Source organism: Brasilonema octagenarum UFV-OR1 (assembly GCF_963888615.1).
GTDB lineage: Bacteria > Cyanobacteriota > Cyanobacteriia > Cyanobacteriales > Nostocaceae > Brasilonema > Brasilonema sennae.
The window spans coordinates 26,294-45,262 of sequence record NZ_CAWPKW010000226.1; the positions used below are offsets into that span (position 1 = coordinate 26,294).

An 18,969-nucleotide genomic window follows, 5' to 3' on the forward strand; every position below is an offset into this window, starting at 1 on the left:
TTAATCGCATTACTACATAGTTAGCTTCAAAAACAACAAGATACTGGGATGAAGCTGAAAGCTTCATCCCGGAGGGCGATTGCCGGAGGCGCAGCTAGCTTAACGCCAACTAGGAAATTGTTAGGTTTGCGAATGTAGGTCAAAACATGAGAGAAAGGGCCTAAAATATACTTCGTTTTCTTAAGCAAGAACAATGCTTGCCCACGCCCAAAAGCTAGTTTACACCCTCAAAGAGTTGATGCCGACTTCGTACCAAAAAGATAATCTAGAAGCAATGCTGGGATTATTTTTGGAAGCACAAGGGCAACATGAACCCGAACACTGTCAAACTAAATCTCCGAGTGCATTAAGTCGGTTTTTAAATATCAATCCTTGGTCAACAAGGGACATGATTCGCACAGTTCGTAACCACGTAGTGGAAACGGTTTTAAAGGTTTTCTCTGAATGTGGCAAAGGACGTAAACCATTTTTACAGGTAATTATTGACCTAACGACTCTGGAAAAACGTGGTAAATTTAAAGACTTTGAGGATTTAATCTCAGTTTATAACGGTAAGCGCGGGCTACATCTGGTGGTAGTTTATTTAGTTGTTGCAAACTGGCGCATACCTTGGAGTTTTCGTGTTTGGAGAGGTAAGGGTACTCTCTCACCCGCGCAGCTAGGGCTAAAGCTAGTCAGGCGTTTACCCAAATCTTTAACTGAACACTTTCAGGTAATGATTTTAGCAGATACAGCTTTTGGAAGTGTGGAATTCCTCCACGGTATACGCAAGCTTAAATATCATGCAATTACAGGTGTAGCCATTAACCGTAAGTTAATTGATGGAAGGGTTTTAAGGCATCTGCGTAAAGCTCGCCGCTTGGGTTGCTTCCCCCGGCAGACTTTACATAAACAGGGACAACAAGTACGCTTAGTTGGTTTGAAGCTAACCGTTACTGTTTGTTGGTACTAACTTAAACGGGATAAAGGCAAGCTCGAAAAACGCTTCGTTTTGTCTACTAGACCCCTCAAAGCGCGAGCCATATTAAATGGTGGGGAAAGCGTAGGTGGTTCGCCAGCGCGGTGGACGGAGAGAAATGCCTTGCGGGGGTTCCCCCCGTTGTGGCAATTTCGGGGTTCCCCGGCATAAAGCGACTGGCGTTAGCGCAGCGGAACCGGAGGTTCTCCCCGAAGGGCAGATTGAGGGTTGGTTTAAAACAGCAAAACATCGGTTTGGATTACATCGCTTTGATGAGTCAGCGCTGCACAGAGAAGTGCCTTGCGCGGGTTAAGCGCGTTGTGGCAACTAGCCCCGATAGGCGTAGCCGTGCCGTTAGGCATAGGGGGCGCTACGCAAACGGAGAGGGTCTCCCGACAGAGGCGACTGCGATCTATGCCTGCGGCACGCCATTCGGCTATCGCAGCGGAACCGGAGGTTCTCCCCGAAGGGTCAGGGTACTCTACTTGGTATGTATCGTTGGTTGCTACTTTCCCTCATTGCTTATATTTTGGCGCACTGGGCTTATTTATCAACCAACACTACAGATTTACCTGACTGGGGGAATCGCTCACAAATCGCACTTGAATTTATCTTCCCGCAAATACTTGTGTCTGTTCTTTTACTTCATATTGAGCGATTGATTCCTCTTGCACTTAGTTGCGGTTCTGACATCCATGTTTCCAGGTGCAAGATGTGAGGTTACAGTGTTTTGCCCAAAGTCTACCGGAAAATCGCTATCAACTGCGAGACTCTCGCATTAAACAGGCGATCGCTCTCAACCCTAGAACTTCTTTAATGTTTGCTAAAACTGGGTTAGAAAAGGTGCAAGTTCCGACTTTAATACTAGCATCATCTGGAGATAAAACCACCCCAGCTTTAACTGAACAGGTTATTGGTTTTAACAAAATACCATCACCGAAATGGCTTATTGGTATTGTAGGATCTACCCACAGTAGTATTAAAGACCCTATTTCTACCGCACAACGAGAGGAGAAAAAACAGCCTTCTAGTGTTGGTGATGTTGAAGTCGTTGGTAAGCAAGCTACTGATATTCGTAAATATATGAAAGCTATTAGTTTGGCGTTTGCTTCACAAACAACTTCAGAAGCTAACCAATATAAAATCTTTCTCACACCAGAGTATGCCCAACATATTTCTACGAAATCGTTTCCGATTCGTTTAGTGACGGAAATTTCGCCTGATATTATGAAATTAGTCAACCAGGCTGTTGAGAACTATCAGCATTAACAATTCAAAATTCGTCTTGGAAAGTTTGCTCTGTCGGGAAACCAACGCCCTTCGGGGAGAACCTCCGGTTCCGCTGCGATAGCCGAATGGCGTGCCGCAGGCATAGATCGCAGTCGCCTCTGTCGGGAGACCCTCTCCGTTTGCGTAGCGCCCCCTATGCCTAACGGCACGGCTACGCCTATCGGGGCTAGTTGCCACAACGCGCTTAACCCGCGCAAGGCACTTCTGTGTGCAGCGCTGTCTCACCAGATACCTACGGAGGGAGACCCTCCTGCAGTACTGGCTCCTCCTGGCAACTTTCCGCAAAATTAGTCTTGGAAAGTTGGGCGGGACGGAAACCGACACCGCCCACTTTCCGCAAAATTCAAAATTTTGAATTGTTAATTGGATCTGCCGTATTTTTGAAACTCCCTTTATCGGACAGTCTGCAACGCCAAATCTTGGAACATTGGGGTGCTGAGGTAACGTTCGCCAAAGGAAGGCTGAATCATCACAATTAAACGACCTGCGTTTCCTGGGCGTTTGGCGACTTGGATTGCAGCATATAAAGCAGCACCAGAGGAGATACCAGATAACAAACCTTCTTCTGTTGCTAAGCGTCGTCCATAGGCGATCGCCTGATCATCACTAACGCTTATCACTTCATCGACTAACTTCTTGTCGAGAACTTCGGGGATAAATCCGGCACCAATACCTTGAATTTTATGTGGTCCTGGTTTACCTCCAGAAAGGACGGGACTGTTAGCTGGTTCTACGGCGATCGCCTGAAAACTGGGTTTGCGCTCTTTGAGAACTTCTGCAACGCCAGTTATTGTTCCGCCAGTACCAACACCTGCAATCACAATATCCACTTCCCCATCGGTATCTGCCCAAATCTCCTCTGCTGTGGTTTCTCTGTGTATTTTGGGGTTAGCTGGGTTGCGGAATTGTTGCAACATATAAGCATTGGGAGTGCTAGCAACGATTTGTTCAGCTTTGGCAATAGCGCCTCGCATTCCTTCAAGTCCGGGTGTCAATTCCAAAGAAGCACCATATGCTCGTAGCATGGCGCGTCGTTCCAAACTCATTGTTTCGGGCATTGTCAAAACCAAACGGTAGCCACGCGCCGCCGCCACCATCGCCAGTCCAATTCCTGTATTACCAGAGGTAGGCTCAACCAGAATGCTTTTTCCTGGCTTAATGAGTCCCTCGTCCTCAGCCGTCTTTATCATGCTTGCAGCAATGCGATCTTTTACCGAAGCTGCTGGGTTCATTCCTTCTAACTTCACAACAATCCTGGCTATACACCCCTCAGCTTGAGGGATTTTGTTTAGCTGAACTAAAGGAGTTCTTCCAACCAGTTCTGTTATGTCACGAGCAATCCGCATATACTAAACTCCTAATATAGATACCTTTTAGTGGTGGGTCACAAGAAACTAAGCTGTAGCCAATCAGTGCATGAATAGTTATCTTGAAATTAAAAAAGTTACTCTACTTCATTTTAGATGATTTTAAGATAATTCTTAATCTTCTGTTATCTTTGAACAAAGTCAACAAATCGCAAATTTTTGATTTATTTTCATAATACTCAACTTTCTCTTAGCATAACAATACAATTTTTGAGTACAAGTTTTATTTTACTAAAAATAGTGAAAAAAACTTATCTATCGCAAGCTCTATATATAGTTTTGATATTGAGTACACGAAAGCTAGAACCCCATTCTGTAAATACTAGTACCACTACATGAAAAGTCTAGCACCTCTACCCCAAAATTTTTTTTGAACACTGATTAGATAAGAATGACAGGCTTTGAGTACAACCTTAATTAATTTAATAATCTTAATCCAGGGTGGATAAACTCTCTTGAGCAAAGACAACTGATATAAAAGATATAGGATTTACGCAGAGATTCCCCTCTACCCCCCAAACTTCTAGACGCGAGTCTAGGAATGAGGGGGGGCTTCTTAAACAATTCACGCATTCGCTGATTGAATCCGCAACAAAAGCAGTCAGACAGCGTTGTTCAAAGCAACGTGCCCATGTCTCATTCCGCGCGTGCTGTAGGTATAGGGTGAATGAGAGTTTCTCATGCCTTAGGAACTGCTTTCGGAGTTGGGTGCTAGCAATTGGTCTATAACTTCAAAGAGTGTACATTCTTACATGCGCGGTAGCTTAGTCCTCAAACAGTTAGTACTTAACAGTTACTCATGATAGCTGAATGAAATTTAGACTCGTTCAATTACTCACAGTTTGTACAGTCACTTTAGTGGTGCTTTCTCCAGAGATATTAGTATTTAGTATGGTTTGGGAGCGCCATATGGAGCTAGCACAAACAAATAATTCAACCTGTGAAGCGAATCATAATAGTACGAGTCAAGTTGGATTAGCTCTGCAAGAAGGTAAAAAATCCTATCAAGATAGCTCTTCTGTAGAATTTTCTGTCACAAACTTTGTCAAGCAATCTCTAAATCATAAAAAAACAGACAAAACTGTCAAATTCTTACAATGGTTCCTTTTATTATTTCCTATAATTCTTGGACTACTTGTTTTTTTATATGACAGATATCTCATTTATCGTGCAGGTGTTTTTCAGCAACAAGTAGAAATGTTAGAAAGACTTTGGCAACAAGGAATTGAACAATAAACCAACTATGACAGAACAAAGAGAAAACTTATATTTCAGCCTCATTGACCAGCTACTTCGTTGTCCGAATGGTCAAGAACCAGAAGTTTTAGAAGCTAAGCCAGAATTGCTTGATGCTGGTTTGATACAGACAATGTTACAAGTTGCAAGTGGATTTGCACACAACAATAATCCAGATGGAGCTCAGTTTCTTATCCATGTTGCACGTGAGTTATCTAAGGAACTGGGACTGTACCCTGATACTTCAGAAAAGGAGTAAATAATGTTATTGACTGCAACGGACGCGGGACACATAGCGTTAGAATTCCTGATGGCCGAGTGGAATATTTCAGAAGAAGACAGACAATGGTTTGTCATTGTTAACTCTCGCCTAACTGGTGACAATTGGTACATTGTAGAACTTGCTATCGGAGGATTTCCTGATAGGTGGTATGTCCAAGTTTATGATACTGGAGCGTGTGACCCGAATTACACTTTTATTTCACCAATTCATGGTTCACACAGAGAGATTGACACGAATAATTTACCATTTATGGTAGAAGAGGTATTGTATTCGGAACGTAATGCTCGATAACAATGAGGATTACAAACTAAGCTCTTCAATCTAAAGTTGTGTTAAGACACAGAGAGCTATGGAAACAATACATGATTATTATGAGGTAAAAAACTACTCATTTTATCTGGTTTTATAATTAAAAGCGTAGAGTATATGATGTATACTCTACGCTTTTTTTATTAGTTTTTCTTTAATGATATTAAAGGATAATTCATAACTTTTGTTATAAAAATCAACCCTTAATTTTATAATATTTTCGGATATTTATTCGCATAAATATAGTCAAATTATGTTATATTAAATAATGTGACAATCCTTACATAATGATAGTATTTCATGATTAGTGAAGACATCCTAGCACAAGAATTCATGAGGGTCGTCACTCACTATTACCCAAAAGTCGGAGAATCACTAGACGGCTGTTATGTGAAAGTTATCTCCTCTTACTGGGGACGACCTCCTAAACGCTTGCGATACATAGGAATTTATTGCTCTGAAAAAATGATGCCCCATGTGCAAACTCACAAAGAAATTTTGCGAGAACTAGCAGAAAATATGGGACTCGTTCAGGTAGTTTTCCTCAACGCAACGCGACTATTGCGCGATCCTATGTCGAATGTCAAGCGAATACATCCACGTTTGTGGTTGGATTTGCATTGGCTGACAACATAGCAGTAATCGTAAACCCAACTTCCTCCAAACCCACCTTGCAACCTGAAGGGGTTCCTATGAAAAATAAATCCTTCCTTCCTCCAGAGGATTTACCTTCAACAGAAGCGACGCACCTTGACAAAATATTGCGATCGCAACTCGAACATTCCACTGGCAGATGCTTTTTTGAAGCTTGTGATCAGATTACACGAGCATTATTGTCTAACTGTCAGTGGTATATTACGACAGATGGTGGCTACCTCATGCTAGTCATTGATTGTCCTGACATCGTCAGTTACTGGCATATAGTCAGCAATATTGCACCCATTGGAAATAGGCTAGAACGGTTTGCCAGTAGCGCTAGAATCCGCGTTTATCCTCCATTTGGTAAGGGAACGCCGTTTGAAATTAGCGTGAATGAAATATCGGCTTATCGGGACTGGTTATAACACTCAACAGTGATCACTTATCAGGTTAGATAAATGTGAAACCACTGATAAACAATGGACACTCACCTCAGGGGTTCTCTCTCGTTGAGGTAAGTGTCCTCCAGATGTACGCAGATTTGTCTCTGCGTACATTTTGTACTTATTAATACTTCTATTATAAATAAGCCTCTATAAATTACGCACTGTACAAAAAGACCGGATTATGATTGTGCGTGCTCGTCAGGGAAGCATTGTCTGTATCTGGGGCTGAAAAGGACTGGTATGTAAAATGTTTTAGCTATTTACAATCCACGTTTCATCCTAATTAAGTGCATAAGTTGATTTCACTTACACCTATATAAGAAATAGAAGTCCTCCTTCTAATTAAGTGTATAACCTGATTTCACTTACACCTATATAAGAAATAGAAGGAGGGACTTATGTCCTCTAAGTTCAAATCCCTAGTCAATTCAGGTGATTTATATCTAATGTGGCTTTTTTCATACAAGCCATATTTTGTCAATGTCTAAGTTCTAATCATATTCAAAGGATCATGAATAACTCGTTAATACTTAACATGAATGAACAAAGCCGCCAACCCTATCTCAATCTGATTGAAGCGGTGCTAAATTGTTTTACTGGTGAAGAACCAAAAATAATCAGCGCCAACCAAAATTTGATAGATGCTAGGTTGGTACAAATCATGCTAGATTATGCAACCAATTTGGCAACAAGAAACGACATACAGACCTTTGAGCGCTTAATAAAGATTGTCGTTAATCTGTTAGTTACTCTGAGAAATGCTAACTTTGAAAATCAGGAGTTTTCCAAGGCGATAAAGTACTACGATCAGCTTTTGACCATCTGCCAACAAAAAAGCTATCAGCAAATAGAAATCATACTTCTGTACTATATACGTTTCTTTTACCGTTACACAAATGACTATGCCAAAGCGATAGAGTTAAGCAAGCGGCTTTTGGTAATCGCCCAAAGCTTTAAAAATTCCTTTTTACAGGCTGAAACTCTGTTCCATTTAGGAATTGATTATCAAGGCTTGAGAGATTTAGACAGTGCAAGAAATAATTACGAGCGGGGTTTGGCGATTGCCGAACAGATAAATAGCGAAGCAAGTAAGAAACTACAAGTAGATATTCTCAATACTTTAGGACACTCTTATAATCCTCCCTATAGCTGGGACTTAGGCAAAGCTATAGAGACCTGTACAAAAAGTTTAAGAATTGCTCAGCAGATAGGCGATCGTCACGGAGAAGCAGTTGCTCTAACCTGTATAGGAAAAGCTCATTATTGGGCTCCGGGACAGTGGAGGAATTTCCCTGAGGCAATTAAGTGTTACAAGCAAGCTAAAGACATCTTCCAAGAAACAGGCGACCTCGAAAAAGAGGTGGATGCTCTGTATCATTTACAGGATTCTTATTATTACACAAGCAATTATGGTGAGGCAATAAAGTCAAACAACGAGCTTTTGGCGATCGCTCAGGACTTGAAGAATGACCTTTTACAGGCTAGCGCTCTGTTTTGTCTAGCTACTGATTACCAAGCCTTAAACCAATTAGCAGATGCAAAAAAACACTACCAGCAAAGTTTGGACATCACTAGTAAGTTAGATATTGAGGTTGGAGGCGAACTCAAGGTAAACAGTTTGCAAGGTCTGGGAAGCTATTACACAAGGAAGAGGGAATTAGCCGAGGCGGAAAAATATTACCAAGAGAGTTTGTATATTGCTGAGGAGATATTGGACATTGCTAGTAACAAAAATAATGAGCCGCTTCGGAACATGGCTCTGCAGAAAAAGGCTAATGCTCTACAACCCCTAGCAGGAATTTACTATAACCAAGGGAAATTAGATCAGGCGTCGGATTTCAACGAACAAAGCTTGACACTCAAGCAGCAACTTCAGGATCAGATTGGTACAGGGAATTCTATTGGCTTTCGGGGAAGCATTTATCTTGCACAGGGCAGATATACTGAAGCTCTCAATGAGTTCAACCAGAGTTTGGAAATCATGAGGGAACTCAAAAACTATTCTGGGGAAGCGAGTACTCTAACTGATATAGCAGTTGCTCTCCTCTACTTAGGTCAAATTGAGGAAGCAGAACGCAAGCTGAGCGAGGGAATTGAGCTCTGGGAGTCTGTACGGGGGAAATTGGAAGACCGTGATGACTTTAAAGTATCAATCTTTGAGCAGCAAGCCAGAACTTACCAGCTACTGCAAGCTGCCCTCATTGACCAGAAGAAACCCTTAGCTGCTTTGGAAATTGCCGAACGGGGTCGAGCTAGGGCGCTTGTAGAATTATTGAACAAGGGTTTAAGTGGACAATCAGCTGAGCAAAAGATAGACACTCTCCCCTCTGTTAAGCAGATTATACAAATCGCCCATCAGCACAATGCCACACTGGTTGAATACTCAATTTTGTGGTCAAGTACTTTATTGATTTGGGTAGTCAAACCATCCGATGAAGATAAAATTGCTTTTCGCCAAGTTGACCTCCAACCCCTATTACAGGAATTTAATACATCTCTAGAAAAGCTGGTTGAGATCGCCCGTGAATCCATTGGTGTTAGGGGAACGCGCTTTGTTGACTCGGATGGAAACGATAGTGATAAGGATGTTCAAGGAAACAACAAACAATTACAGCAACTTTATAAAATTCTCATTGAACCTATCGCTAACCTTCTCCCAAAAGATCCAGATGAGCGGGTCATTTTTATCCCCCAAAACAGTCTATTTCTTGTTCCTTTCCCAGCCCTCCAAGATGCTTCTGGTAAATATCTCATTGAGCAGCACACCATCCTTACCGCTCCTTCCATCCAAGTTCTAGAACTAACTCGCCAACACCAGCAACAAGTCCAAAAGATGGAGCTTCAGGATGTATTGGTGGTAGGCAATCCTACAATGCCGCTTTTTAAATCTCATCAGTTGAGTCCTCTTCCGGGTGCAGAACAAGAAGCCAAACAAATCGCTCCCTTGTTGAATACCAAAGCATTTATAGGCGATAAAGCCACTAAGGTTGCTATTATCGAGCGGATGCCAACAGCAGGGATTATTCATCTAGCAACTCACGGGTTATTCAATGACGTTGACGAATCAAAGATACCAGGAGCGATCGCTTTAGCGCCGTTAGGAACAGATGATGGTTGGCTTACGGCTACAGAAATCATGAATTTAAACATGCCAAAAGCTGAGTTAGTTGTTCTGAGTGCCTGTAACACTGGACAGGGACGATTAACCGGGGATGGCGTGATCGGCTTATCTCGCTCCTTTATTTCTAAAGGCGTTCCGAGTGTGATTGTCTCATTGTGGGCGATTTCAGATGATTCCACGGCGTTCCTGATGACCCAATTTTATCAAAATTTACAACAAAAGCTTGACAAAGCGACTGCATTAAGAAACGCGATGCTGGCTACTAAGCAAAAATATGCCTCTCCGTTGCAGTGGGCTGCTTTTACATTAATTGGCGAAGCAAAGCAATCTATCTTTCAAGAAGCTGTATAAATTGCAGATGCGTTCATTCATTTCCTTTGAGAAATAAATCGGTCAAACTCAAGAACTTAAATCAGCGGAAAATACTTGCAAATTTCAGGAGAGAAATTATGACTGCACAACAACCGAATCTAACCAATGATTCTTCCTTATGGGCGCTACTAATTGGCATTGATGAATACTTGCATATTAATAACCTTAATGGCTGCGTCAATGATGTTGAGGCAATGCGGATTTACCTCAGAAATCAACTGGGTGTTCCCGAAAATCAGATCCGTGTCTTGACCAACCAAGAGGCGACTCGCGCTAATATCCTTCAAAACTTTCAGGAATTTTTCATCGACAATTCAGACATTCAACCAGGAAGCCAAATTTTCTTTCATTACAGTGGTCATGGTTCTCAGATGCCAAATCCGAAAGAGCCTGACGGACAAAACGAAACTCTCGTTCCCCATGACAGTAGAAGTCCAGAGGTTTTTGATATTCCTGACAAGACTCTTGCTGGTTTGCTGGATAAACTTGCAGAGCGCAAGGGTAATAATATTACTGTAATTCTCGACTGTTGCCATTCCGGTTCGGGGACTCGCGATCCAAATCTGGCTCAAACCCGCAATGTTGAACCCGACAATCGCATCCCACCACCTGACTTGGATACTGGCATCCTAGAAGGCGCACCCCGTCGAGGAACGGGTGCGAGTGGCTGGCAAACCGAAGGTATCACCCACGTCCTCCTAGCAGGTTGTCGGGACAACGAACTATCGAACGAGTATCTCAGCAGTGATAATGATAAAAATAATGTATGGCATGGTGCGCTGACCTACTTTACTTTACAAGCCCTTCGCAACATCACCCCAAAGACGACCTATGCTGAACTTTACGAGCAGGTAGCAGTTAAGGTAAATACAAAATATCCTTCACAGATGCCCCAGTGTGAGGGCGATCGCTACCGAATGATATTTGGAGGAGTGCGGATCGAGCGAGATCCCTTCATTACCGTGCAGAAGGTAGACGAGAATGAAGTTACTCTAGAAGCTGGTTTGATACATGGGTTGCATGAAGGAACTGAACTAACTCTTTATCCACCCCAAGTGCAAACTAAGAAGGATTTACCAGCAGTTCTGACAACAGTTGAAGTGACCTCAGTGTCAGCGACTACAGCCAAAGCAAGCATCAAGGAGGGTGCGCCTATTGTTTCTATTCCCATTTTCGCCCGTGGTCTAATCACCAAACAAGTTTATGCTGGGCTGCGCCAAACAGTAGCTCTAGAAGCAGATTCTGGTGAAGAAAACCAGAAGGCGATCGCAGATTTGCGAGCAATCCTTGATACAAATTCCGGTAGCGGTTCACCTTACTTGAAGGTGCAAGAAAATAGTGAAGTAGCTGATTTCCGAGTTAAGGCTGCTGATGGGAAGTTGAACATCTACAACACCACGGGTGAACAGCTAGTTGTTCCAGAAGACATCAAAGATGGGGGCGGTGATGAGATAGCCGTACTTCATTCCCTAGAGAGTATTGTTCGCTACCGCACTCTCCAGAGCCTTGATAATAAAGAGTCGGAATCGGAGCTAGTAGGCAAGGTAAAACTCCACCTACTTCGTTATGATGTAACGGGTGCTGATGATTCTCATATGCAAGAACTTCCGGCGGGCACTGTTGGCACAGGTGGGGAAATCACCCTTACCTTAGATCCGGAAGACAAAGACTCCAATCGGTACGTTCTAGAGGTAATTAACGAATCGTCGAAACCCATTTATGCTCACCTTTTGCTTCTCAATCCTGACTACAGTATCAAACTTCAGTATCCGCAGTCGGGTCAAAAAGATGCTATTAACCCGAAGGGTGGCAAGCTTACCATAGGTCTCGACAATAAGAACGAGCGGCTAAAGTTCCGCTTGCCTGTCGGATGGGATTCCTGCCGGGATTATTTAAAAGTTATTGTTACAACTAACCCCACTGATTTCAAGTGGTTGGAGCAGAAAGGGCTAAACGTTCAACCTCCGCAAAAAACCAGAGCTGCTTCTTCTTCACCTTTAGAACGACTCTTAGATTGTGTTCTTTCTGGCAAGCGCTTCGCTGGCTCTGATGAAACAGAAAATCTAGAAGACTGGGCAACAACTTCTCTTTTTGTTAATGTCGTGCGTGGCTTCCAAACCACAACGCTGAATACCCCAGCCGAAACTATTAGCTTAAACAATGAACTCACGCTAATGAAGCCTGAAGGTTTTCAGGGTAAAGTTACTGTAACTACATTGAGCCAAGCGACTCGAAGTCTCGAAGGGAACCCCAGTTTAAAGTTACCACCAGGTCTTGATCAATTCCCAGACCTTTTTCAACCTATTGGACGTTCGGGAACACGTAGTATTGATAGCAGTTTTGGCTCTTCAGCGTTTGTCATCTCCTTTGATGTGGACGAGACATCGCGCCAGAGTATTACGCTAAACAACCCGCTACCCTTGAAATTGCCAACCGTTGCCAACGAGGAAGCGGCAGACCTTTTGGCCATAGCTTTTGATGGTGAAGACTACCTGCCAGTCGGCTATGCAGTCAGTGCAAATACTGTGAACGTAGAAAAACTACCACCTTCTGTTACTCCCACTAAGCGCGGCATCGGGCACACCATCCAGCTCTTTGTTTATAAAAAGATGGGTCGTTACACCCCACAGATAGGTCTGCGGCGTGCAGAACTGGTTGATGGCAAGGTTCAGTACCACGATATTCAGCGAAATCAGTTCCAATCAGGTGATACGGTAGCTCTTTTTGTCCACGGATTCACCGCAGACACTAGACAGATGGTCGAAACCTTTGCTCCTTTCCTACAGGATGAGGTTTTGCCTTACAAGCATCTACTAACTTGGGACTACGAGACGTTTGGTACGAGCGTCGAAGAGAATGGTGCTAAGCTAGCTCTAGCCTTACAGCAGCAATGTGGCTTCAGTCCTGATGACCAGATTACCGTTCACGTCTACGCCCACAGTATGGGCTGTTTGGTTTCTCGCTGCATGATCGAGCTTTCAGGCGGTCACGAATTTGTTGATAAGTTGGTAATGGCAGGTCCTCCCAACAATGGCTCGACACTTGCCACCCTTGGTCGGGGAATAGTCTACCTGCTCACAGTTTTTGCCAATCGGGCTTCGGTTATTCCACCGTTGGGGGCATTCAATTGGTTGCCAGAGCAGCTTTACCAGGAAGGTGTTGGCTCTATCGACCTGACAGTTAACTCTGCTATCCTGAATAAGCTCAACGCCCTCAAAGAGCCGTCAAATGTTCCATACTTGGTGCTCGCAGGAGAGAATCAGTTGAGCGAGGCAGAAAGCAAGCGTCTCAACCGACTCGCCCAGAAGGTGCTAGATCGAACTCTTGACAACTTATTTGGGGAGCAAAACGATATCGCTGTCGGGTTATCTAGTATGCGCGGTGTCAGGGGCAAAGCCTACCCTAAGCTGACAATTCAAGTATTAGACTGCAATCACTTCGAGTATTTCCAAATTGCCCAAGGACGGGAAGCAGTCAAGCGTTGGGTAACAAACTTATCGGTTTAAAACAAGAGTTGCGGTGATCTAGTGCGCGATTGCGTGCACTAGGTCACTAATGCTAGCTCATAACTATGAGGAAGTTGCAGTAAAATTATATCGTGTCCGGCTAAAGACTTATCATTAGGACAGAGGAAGAGATTTGGGTTTTGACAACAATAAGTAATCAAGCGGACTTGATATTAGTGGTAATTTTTATCTTCTTACTTTTGTCGCCCCGTCACTCCTAATTCACATCAAGCATAATTTATCTTTTAAATAAAAGCTATATCTTTAAAGATTGAAAATGCACTACGAATCGCTTGATAAAAATTTAATACCCTTGGAAATTCCAAACCCCCAAGGTGCTTCAGGAAACTATTTTGAACAAATTTCTCATACTTGTGTCATGACTGGAATGCAAATCCGCAAGGGCGACATTATTAATGCAGTCATGCCAATTTTCCAACCTCTTGAGGCAGATCGCTCTATTAGATCCGAACTTTATATTGGGACCCAGCAGGGAGACAATGGAGGCGGTGGAGATATTTTCCTACAAGTTGGGTATGTGCTTGTAGGTTTACGCTTTCAAACTGTGAATTACTACGGACATGGAGCTATCAATGCCCTTAGTCTGATTTGGCGCAGGTGGTTTAATGGGCAAGTTACTAATGAAGAACTTATCAGCGAACCATTGATACCTCAACTGCCATCTTATGTTAAGACATTTGGTTCTCCTGAATGGGTAGAAGTGTATGTACCTGATGAATACGTGGCAATAGGTATTTGTGGAAGAGCCTCCAGCTATGTGAACACTTTGTCACTTATAGCTGGCAAACCTGCTTTTGATCTGTCTGCAATTGTACGAAAGCAAGATATCAACGCTCTTGTACGAGTCAACCGTCAAGAGATGGAGCAAAAACTAATTCAGGAGCAAAAAGATGCGGATGAAGCAGCAGAAGGCGATCGCCAACGCGCTCAGCTTGAGCAGCAACAAGAACAAGCTGACCGAGATGCAACTAATTGTCAGTTAAGTTGTGAGTTTTCAGGAGGAACGAGAAGCGCTACAGAGGGTTTATCAGTTGTAACGTTTAATAATGATGACTCCGAAGCCTTCGATGGTAAACTCCGTTTGCTGTACGCAAATCGCAGTTTTATCCGAGCTATTTTTGAGTTACAAGAGCCAGCTACTTTTGCAGTACTGTACCTAAGCCATCTCTCTTGCGGAACAGGTGGTAAGAAAGGATATTCACCCGTAAAGATTGAGGTTAATAACAAGTGTGTAGCTGCTAACCACGATCCCCGAAGCGATAACTATACTATTGATCGCTTTGAAATTACTTCCTATCTTCATGTCGGCATTAACGAAATCACTATCACCCTCGGTGATATTACAACGCACTACTGGATTGAATGGCTCAAATTATTCATAAACTTACCCCATCAAGGTAACTTTATTTCCGCGCCCCGTGTACTAGCTAGAAACAACCCTACCCAGTAGCCACTCATACCAATTCTCTAATCCAGTTCCTGTCATTGCAGAAACTTGAAAAACTTGAATTTGAGGATTCACTTGCTTGGCGTATTCTATGCAACGCTGAACATCAAATTGTACATGAGGCAGCAAATCTATTTTCGTGAGAATCATCACCTGACTTGCGCGGAAGATATGAGGATATTTTATCGGCTTATCTTCTCCTTCCGTGACTGAGAGAATGACGACTTTAAAAAGTTCTCCTAAATCAAATAAAGCTGGACAAACAAGATTACCAACATTCTCTATCATCACCACTGAATCGAGAGGTGGATTGAGTTGTTGTAACCCTCTATCCACCATTGCTGCATCTAGATGACAACCTGTTCCAGTGTTGATTTGGACAACTTTACAGCCAGTTTCTTGAATTTTTTTTGGCATCATTTGTTGTTTCTTGGTCGCCTTCAATAACGTTGATAGGCAACTGATGCTTTAAATCATTGATAGTTCGAGTTAAGAGAGTCGTTTTTCCTGAACCAGGTGAACTCATCAGATTTAATGGAAGGATATTTCGACCCTTAAACCATCCTCGATTTTGGGCAGCTATCAGGTTATTTTTTGCTAAAATATCATGCTCTAAAGCCAAAGTTGTGTTATGTACTTTGGCATGAATATGAGATGATTCTGTGACATCATCATGAGTGTGGGAATGCGTGATGACAGTACCATCTGGTAAAGTATGAGTATGGTGATGCTGATGGTGATGGTCGGTATTATTTGAAGAGTCCATTGTTGCGACTTCGCCTGTTTCGGGATTAGTCATTTTCACTTCAGCATCATCAGAACAACCACAAGTTACACACATAGTTCCTCTATTTCTATTTCCTTAATTTTCAGTTCTTCTCCAGCTATTAAATCCAAATGCACACTCCCACACGGACAACTTCCAAAAGGCTTTTCTAAAGGAATTTCTGCACCACATTGACGGCACTTTGCTAATCCTGGGGTTTCTAAAATATCTAACTTTGCCCCTTCTAAAACAGTTCCTTGAGTACAAATATCAAAACAAAATTGTACAGCTTCTGGCATAATAGCTGAAAGCTTACCAATTTCTAGTAATACTCTTTTGATTTTTGTGCCATTGGCATATTCAGCTACAATAGCCACAACATTTTGAGTAATTCCTAATTCATGCATTGAAGTGTTGAGTGAATGCCTCATCAGTCTTCAATGGTAGAGGCAATTTTTGGAGTGTAACGTACCATAATTAACAAATTATTGAATTAACTCGGATTTTGCACCATAATGTTAGTCCGCCAAGAAATAAATTTCTTGGCTTAAAGTTCAAGTCCGTTAAAACTTGCACCTGGTCATAAATGTCAAAATAATTACATTTTATTTCACTTGGTTCTCGTCCGCCTAGGACTGTAAGTCCCAGGCTAATAGGCGAAGTCCATTAAAATGGACTCAAACTGGAAATATTTTTTAGTATATTTATAACAGACTCAAAGACTAACAAGAGTCCGTTTTAACGGACTTAAGCTGTTAGCCTTGAACTTGAGTTCAAGGCATACTATGGATGAGGTGCATTCCGGTGAATTAACAAATTCTTGGTAATTGCTCACCAACAAGCATATCAACAATACGTTCAGCACCAAAAGCAGTTTTTAAAAAGACAACACCAGAAGGTGAGGGAATCACTTCACCAATAATACAAGCATCTTTTCCGGCTGGGTGAGATTTCATAGCTGAGACAACAGTGTCAGCATTTTCGCGTCCTACCACGACGACGAACTTACCTTCATTTGCCAAATACAATGGATCTAAACCTAAAAGTTCACAAACACCTTTAACTTCTTCACGCACTGGGATAGACTGTTCATCTAGGCGAATTCCCACACCAGAACTGAAAGCAAATTCATTTAACACTGTGGCTAAACCACCGCGTGTTGCATCCCGCATAGCATGAACTTCAGGACAAACATTTAGAATAGTTTCAACTAAATTATTCAACGGCTGACAGTCGCTTTCAATATCAGTGTCTAATGCTAATTCTCCACGGGCAATTAAAATTGCTGTGCCATGATTGCCCAACTCACCATTAATAATAATTGCATCTCCTGGTTGAATATTGTGGGCAGAAATATTTACTCCTGTTGGAATAATACCAATACCAGAAGTGTTGATAAATAATTTATCTGCTGCACCACGAGAGACGACTTTTGTGTCACCTGTCACAACTTGTACGCCAGCTTTTTGAGCTGCTGCTTGCATACTTTGCGCAACACGCCGCAAAGTTTCTACAGGCAAACCTTCTTCTAAAATGACACTACAGCTAAGATATAATGGTTTGGCACCACTCATTGCTAAATCATTAACCGTGCCATTGATGGCTAATGTTCCAATATCACCACCTGGAAAAAATAACGGGTCTACAACATAAGAATCAGTTGTAAAAGCAAGTCTGTCTCCCTGTTTTATAAAACTTGCTAAGTCAAAACGGGCTTGGTCTTCTAATTGAGAGAGAGTTGGATTATCAAAATTCTGAATAAAAATATCATCTATTAAATCGCGCATTGCTTTACCGCCACTACCATGTGCGAGGGTGATATGAGTGTCTGGCACTTTATTTTTCTGACGGCGGATTTTTTCGATTTTTTGAAATAAGGAATACTGTGTTGAGTGAGAATTGGAAAAGTTCATCTCAAATTCTGCTTAGTTATTTTAGCGGATTCATCCGTGGAATTGATAATTTTGAATTCCCCAAAGGGATGACCTAATCTAAAACGATCTCCTAGAGTTACGCCCAAAACTTTGAGGTAATTCCCCATCGCTAACTGGATTGGTTCCCATTGTTTTAACGCCGCCAGCACATCACCGCCAGATTCCTGTAACCCTTGCGCGAGTTCAATAGCATTCATCACAGCTTTAGAAATTCCCGCAGCCGTGTGAGGACGGACGACAAATGCAGCATCACCAATTAAACACACCCGTCCAAAAACCATACGTGGTACAGATAAGTCGTAGATGGGTTGAATGAAGGGTTTGTCTGTCAGTTCAAACAAATATTGAAAGATTTCTGGTAAATATTTCTTTGCTACTACTCTCATCTGTTGAACAACTTCTTCTCGAACCTCTCCTTGAGGCATGAAAAACTTTCGTACTCGTCCTTGGTGGTTAGTCATGACTGCATTCAACTGTTCGCCGTCTGGGACATTAAAATACCAAAGCCAATTGAGGCGGCGTTTTCCTTCGTCTAACTCCCCGTTTAGTCCAGGTACCAGATAGCACAGTGTCTGCATGCTAGGTCCGTGAAAGAAGGTGAATTTCTCGGCAAAGAATTTTGCAACCTCTAATGAAAATACATTTTCGTCTACCAACCCTCGCCATGCAACATAGCCTGCATACTGAGGTATAGCATCCAATATCAGTTGCTGACGTATGGTTGAATCAATACCGTCAGCCCCAATGAGTAAATCACACTTTTGTTCGCGTCCGTCTTCAAAGTGCACCACCAAGCAGTTATCACTCTGTTGAAAACCAATAACACTGTTTCGTTGATGGTAACGTTCATCTGGGAAAACTTTCCGCAGTTGATGATACAGCATATCCCAAGAAATCATGACTTGGGGTGTTGACTCTTCCCAAATGATGCTGTCATCTCCGCTGATATATTGTCTTTTGCACGAAGTCATACCCACCGTTTCTGGTGTACTAATACCGTGTTCTGCCAGAAACCGATTGATTTCCATCTGCACAACAAAAGCAGCACCGTGACTTTGGACACCACCAAATGTAGGCGCTACCCCTTGGTACGAGGCGCGCTCAAAAATTTCTACATCACAACCAATACAGTGCAACGCCAAGCCTGCACATAAACCACTTATTGAACCACCTGCAATAAGCACACGGAGGGGTTGTGAGTTTTGTTGTGTGATGTCCGCTTTGACTTGCATGGAGATGCTTTTGTAGAGTTTTATCACTTGCTTAAAGTCTAC

14 protein-coding genes and 2 pseudogenes are annotated in these 18,969 nt (G+C 42.5%); 11 read left to right on the forward strand and 5 right to left on the reverse strand.

The annotated features are described in order from the left end of the window. Nucleotides 1–193 precede the first annotated feature (193 nt). From AC5590_RS18290 to AC5590_RS18300, 3 genes and pseudogenes are all read left to right on the forward strand, one after another. Nucleotides 194–1,050 (forward strand): annotated as a pseudogene (locus AC5590_RS18290) (IS701 family transposase); the annotation flags it as partial. Beyond that, on the forward strand, nucleotides 1,047–1,271 hold the full coding sequence (locus tag AC5590_RS18295) for a hypothetical protein (protein WP_169264939.1): 225 nt from the start codon (nucleotides 1,047–1,049) through the stop codon (nucleotides 1,269–1,271). The pseudogene AC5590_RS18290 and the gene AC5590_RS18295, both read left to right, overlap by 4 nt. Nucleotides 1,272–1,672: 401 nt before the next feature. After that, a complete protein-coding gene (locus AC5590_RS18300; protein ID WP_169264940.1) occupies nucleotides 1,673–2,227 on the forward strand; it encodes an alpha/beta hydrolase family protein in 555 nt (184 codons plus the stop codon). Between the two features lie 413 nt (nucleotides 2,228–2,640). On the opposite strand, the gene cysK is transcribed toward AC5590_RS18300, so the two are convergent. Further along, nucleotides 2,641–3,594: a cysteine synthase A gene (cysK, locus tag AC5590_RS18305; RefSeq protein ID WP_169264941.1), complete on the reverse strand. Its 954-nt coding sequence runs from the start codon at nucleotides 3,592–3,594 to the stop codon at nucleotides 2,641–2,643. Nucleotides 3,595–4,524: 930 nt separating this feature from the next. Here cysK and AC5590_RS18310 point away from each other — a divergent pair. From AC5590_RS18310 to AC5590_RS18345, 8 genes are all read left to right on the forward strand, one after another. Continuing rightward, a complete protein-coding gene (locus tag AC5590_RS18310; protein ID WP_248277219.1) occupies nucleotides 4,525–4,851 on the forward strand; it encodes a hypothetical protein in 327 nt (108 codons plus the stop codon). A 7-nt stretch (nucleotides 4,852–4,858) separates the two neighbouring features. Next, nucleotides 4,859–5,110, forward strand: a complete 252-nt coding sequence (locus AC5590_RS18315) for a hypothetical protein (RefSeq protein WP_169264943.1) — start codon at nucleotides 4,859–4,861, stop codon at nucleotides 5,108–5,110. A 3-nt stretch (nucleotides 5,111–5,113) separates the two neighbouring features. After that, complete coding sequence (locus tag AC5590_RS18320) at nucleotides 5,114–5,425, forward strand: hypothetical protein (protein ID WP_169264944.1); 312 nt, start codon at nucleotides 5,114–5,116, stop codon at nucleotides 5,423–5,425. Nucleotides 5,426–5,743: 318 nt separating this feature from the next. Then, on the forward strand, nucleotides 5,744–6,079 hold the full coding sequence (locus AC5590_RS18325) for a hypothetical protein (RefSeq protein ID WP_169264945.1): 336 nt from the start codon (nucleotides 5,744–5,746) through the stop codon (nucleotides 6,077–6,079). A 56-nt stretch (nucleotides 6,080–6,135) separates the two neighbouring features. Continuing rightward, on the forward strand, nucleotides 6,136–6,507 hold the full coding sequence (locus AC5590_RS18330) for a hypothetical protein (RefSeq protein WP_169264946.1): 372 nt from the start codon (nucleotides 6,136–6,138) through the stop codon (nucleotides 6,505–6,507). Between the two features lie 532 nt (nucleotides 6,508–7,039). After that, the gene (locus tag AC5590_RS18335; protein WP_169264947.1) at nucleotides 7,040–10,000 is read left to right on the forward strand and encodes a CHAT domain-containing tetratricopeptide repeat protein; all 2,961 of its coding nucleotides are present in this window, start codon (nucleotides 7,040–7,042) and stop codon (nucleotides 9,998–10,000) included. Between the two features lie 98 nt (nucleotides 10,001–10,098). Further along, a complete protein-coding gene (locus tag AC5590_RS18340) occupies nucleotides 10,099–13,527 on the forward strand; it encodes a DUF7379 domain-containing protein (protein ID WP_169264948.1) in 3,429 nt (1,142 codons plus the stop codon). A 277-nt stretch (nucleotides 13,528–13,804) separates the two neighbouring features. Continuing rightward, nucleotides 13,805–14,998 carry a hypothetical protein gene (locus AC5590_RS18345; protein ID WP_169264949.1) on the forward strand — a complete coding sequence of 398 codons (1,194 nt, stop codon included), beginning with the start codon at nucleotides 13,805–13,807 and terminating at the stop codon, nucleotides 14,996–14,998. Here the strand turns inward: AC5590_RS18345 and hypB are convergent. The 4 genes and pseudogenes from hypB to AC5590_RS18365 all read right to left on the reverse strand — a co-directional run bounded on the left by hypB (nucleotide 14,972) and on the right by AC5590_RS18365 (nucleotide 18,927). Next, a pseudogene (gene hypB, locus AC5590_RS18350) lies at nucleotides 14,972–15,836 on the reverse strand (hydrogenase nickel incorporation protein HypB). The gene AC5590_RS18345 and the pseudogene hypB overlap by 27 nt on opposite strands. Next, on the reverse strand, nucleotides 15,827–16,168 hold the full coding sequence (gene hypA, locus AC5590_RS18355; RefSeq protein ID WP_169264962.1) for a hydrogenase maturation nickel metallochaperone HypA: 342 nt from the start codon (nucleotides 16,166–16,168) through the stop codon (nucleotides 15,827–15,829). Before hypA ends, hypB begins: the two are co-directional and overlap by 10 nt. Nucleotides 16,169–16,570: 402 nt before the next feature. Further along, nucleotides 16,571–17,674, reverse strand: a complete 1,104-nt coding sequence (gene hypE, locus AC5590_RS18360) for a hydrogenase expression/formation protein HypE (RefSeq protein WP_169264950.1) — start codon at nucleotides 17,672–17,674, stop codon at nucleotides 16,571–16,573. Continuing rightward, on the reverse strand, nucleotides 17,671–18,927 hold the full coding sequence (locus AC5590_RS18365) for an FAD binding domain-containing protein (RefSeq protein ID WP_169264951.1): 1,257 nt from the start codon (nucleotides 18,925–18,927) through the stop codon (nucleotides 17,671–17,673). The genes hypE and AC5590_RS18365 overlap by 4 nt, the downstream gene beginning before the upstream one ends. Between the last annotated feature and the right edge of the window lie 42 nt (nucleotides 18,928–18,969).